2 protein-coding genes are annotated in these 1,342 nt (G+C 64.8%); both read left to right on the forward strand.

All coding sequences use genetic code 11. The annotated features are described in order from the left end of the window. Window positions 1-131: 131 nt before the first annotated feature. Window positions 132-950, forward strand: coding sequence for an aldolase (locus tag EN994_RS31755; protein ID WP_024504448.1), 819 nt, complete (start codon window positions 132-134; stop codon window positions 948-950). Window positions 951-972: 22 nt separating this feature from the next. Then, a partial coding sequence (locus EN994_RS31760) for an FGGY family carbohydrate kinase (protein WP_245466148.1) occupies window positions 973-1,342 on the forward strand: 370 nt, incomplete at its 3' end.

Here is a 1,342-nt window from a genome sequence, read left to right on the forward strand (position 1 = left end):
CACAAGGACTGGAGCGCCAGCGAGGCTGCCACCGAGCGCTCGACCTTCCTCGCCTTGCTGGCCGACCGGCACGGCATCGACCTCCAGACACATCAAAGGAGCGCCCTATGCGCGTAAACAAGAAAGTCCGTATGAACCGGCTGTTCGGCGGCGGCCGCTGCCTCGACGTCGCCATCGATCATGGCGTCTGCAACGAGCCGAGTTTCCTTGCCGGGCTGGAAGACATGGCCAGCGTGGTCAACCAGCTGGTCAAGGCCGGCCCCGACGCCATCCAGATGAACTACGGCCAGGCCGACCTGCTGCAGGCCGTGCCTGGCAAGGACAAGCCGGCGCTGGTGATGCGCATCGACATGGGCAATCCCTATAACAGGATACGCCACCGGGCGATGTGGGCGGTGCTGCAGAACGAAGCCGAGCCCTTGCTTGGCGCCATCGAGATGGATGCGGCTTGCGTCGTGGTCAATCTGTTCATGCTACCCGACGAGCCGGACCTGTTCCGGCAATGCGTGCAGAACATCGCCCGCGTGCGCGCCGATTGCGAGAAATACGGCCTGCCGCTGATGATCGAGCCGCTGGCCATGCTGCCGGTCACCGAGCATGGCGGCTACATGGTCGACGGCGACGCCGATAAGATCGTCACCTTGACCCGGCTTGCCCGCGAGATGGGTGCCGATATCGTCAAGGCCGACCCGACCACCGATCCCAACGACTTCCACCGCGTTGTCGAGGCGGCGCGCTGCCCGGTGCTGGTGCGCGGCGGCGGCAAGGAGGATCTGCGTGCCGTGTTCGACAAGTCGGCCGCCTTGATGGCACAGGGTGCGCTTGGCATGGTCTATGGCCGCAACATCTACCAGCATGCCAACCCGAGCGCTGTCGTGCGCGGGCTGATGGCAATCATTCACGACGATGCCGATGGCGGCGCAGCCTGGGATCTGTACAACCAGGCATAGGCTGCGGCCTCGGGAGGCGCCAATGGCAAGCTATATCCTCGGTCTCGATGCCGGCAACACCGTCATCAAGGCCATCCTCTTCGACCTGTCGGGCCGCGAACTGGCATTCGCCGCCCGTGACGGCCGCTCGTCCATGCCAAAGCCCGGACATGTCGAACGCGACCTCGACGAACTCTGGCGCAATGCGGTCTCGGTCATTGGTCAATGCATCGCTGAAGCCGGTATCGACGCCGGCGAGATCGTCGCCATCGGCTGCGCCGGCCATGGCAACGGGCTCTACGCGCTCGATCGTGCGGGCGCGCCATTGATCGGCATCCAGTCGCTCGACACACGCGCCGTCGACATCGTTGCCGAATGGGCAGAACAGAATGTCGGCGACCGCACCTACGCAC

The organism is Mesorhizobium sp. M7A.F.Ca.CA.002.09.1.1, assembly GCF_003998555.1.
In the GTDB taxonomy this organism is placed as follows: domain Bacteria; phylum Pseudomonadota; class Alphaproteobacteria; order Rhizobiales; family Rhizobiaceae; genus Mesorhizobium; species Mesorhizobium ciceri.

What these genes read in the sequence shown, in the direction of transcription:
- EN994_RS31755 (WP_024504448.1), top strand. Translation starts at nt 132, where the DNA reads ATGAACCGGCTGTTCGGCGGCGGCCGCTGCCTCGACGTCGCCATCGAT.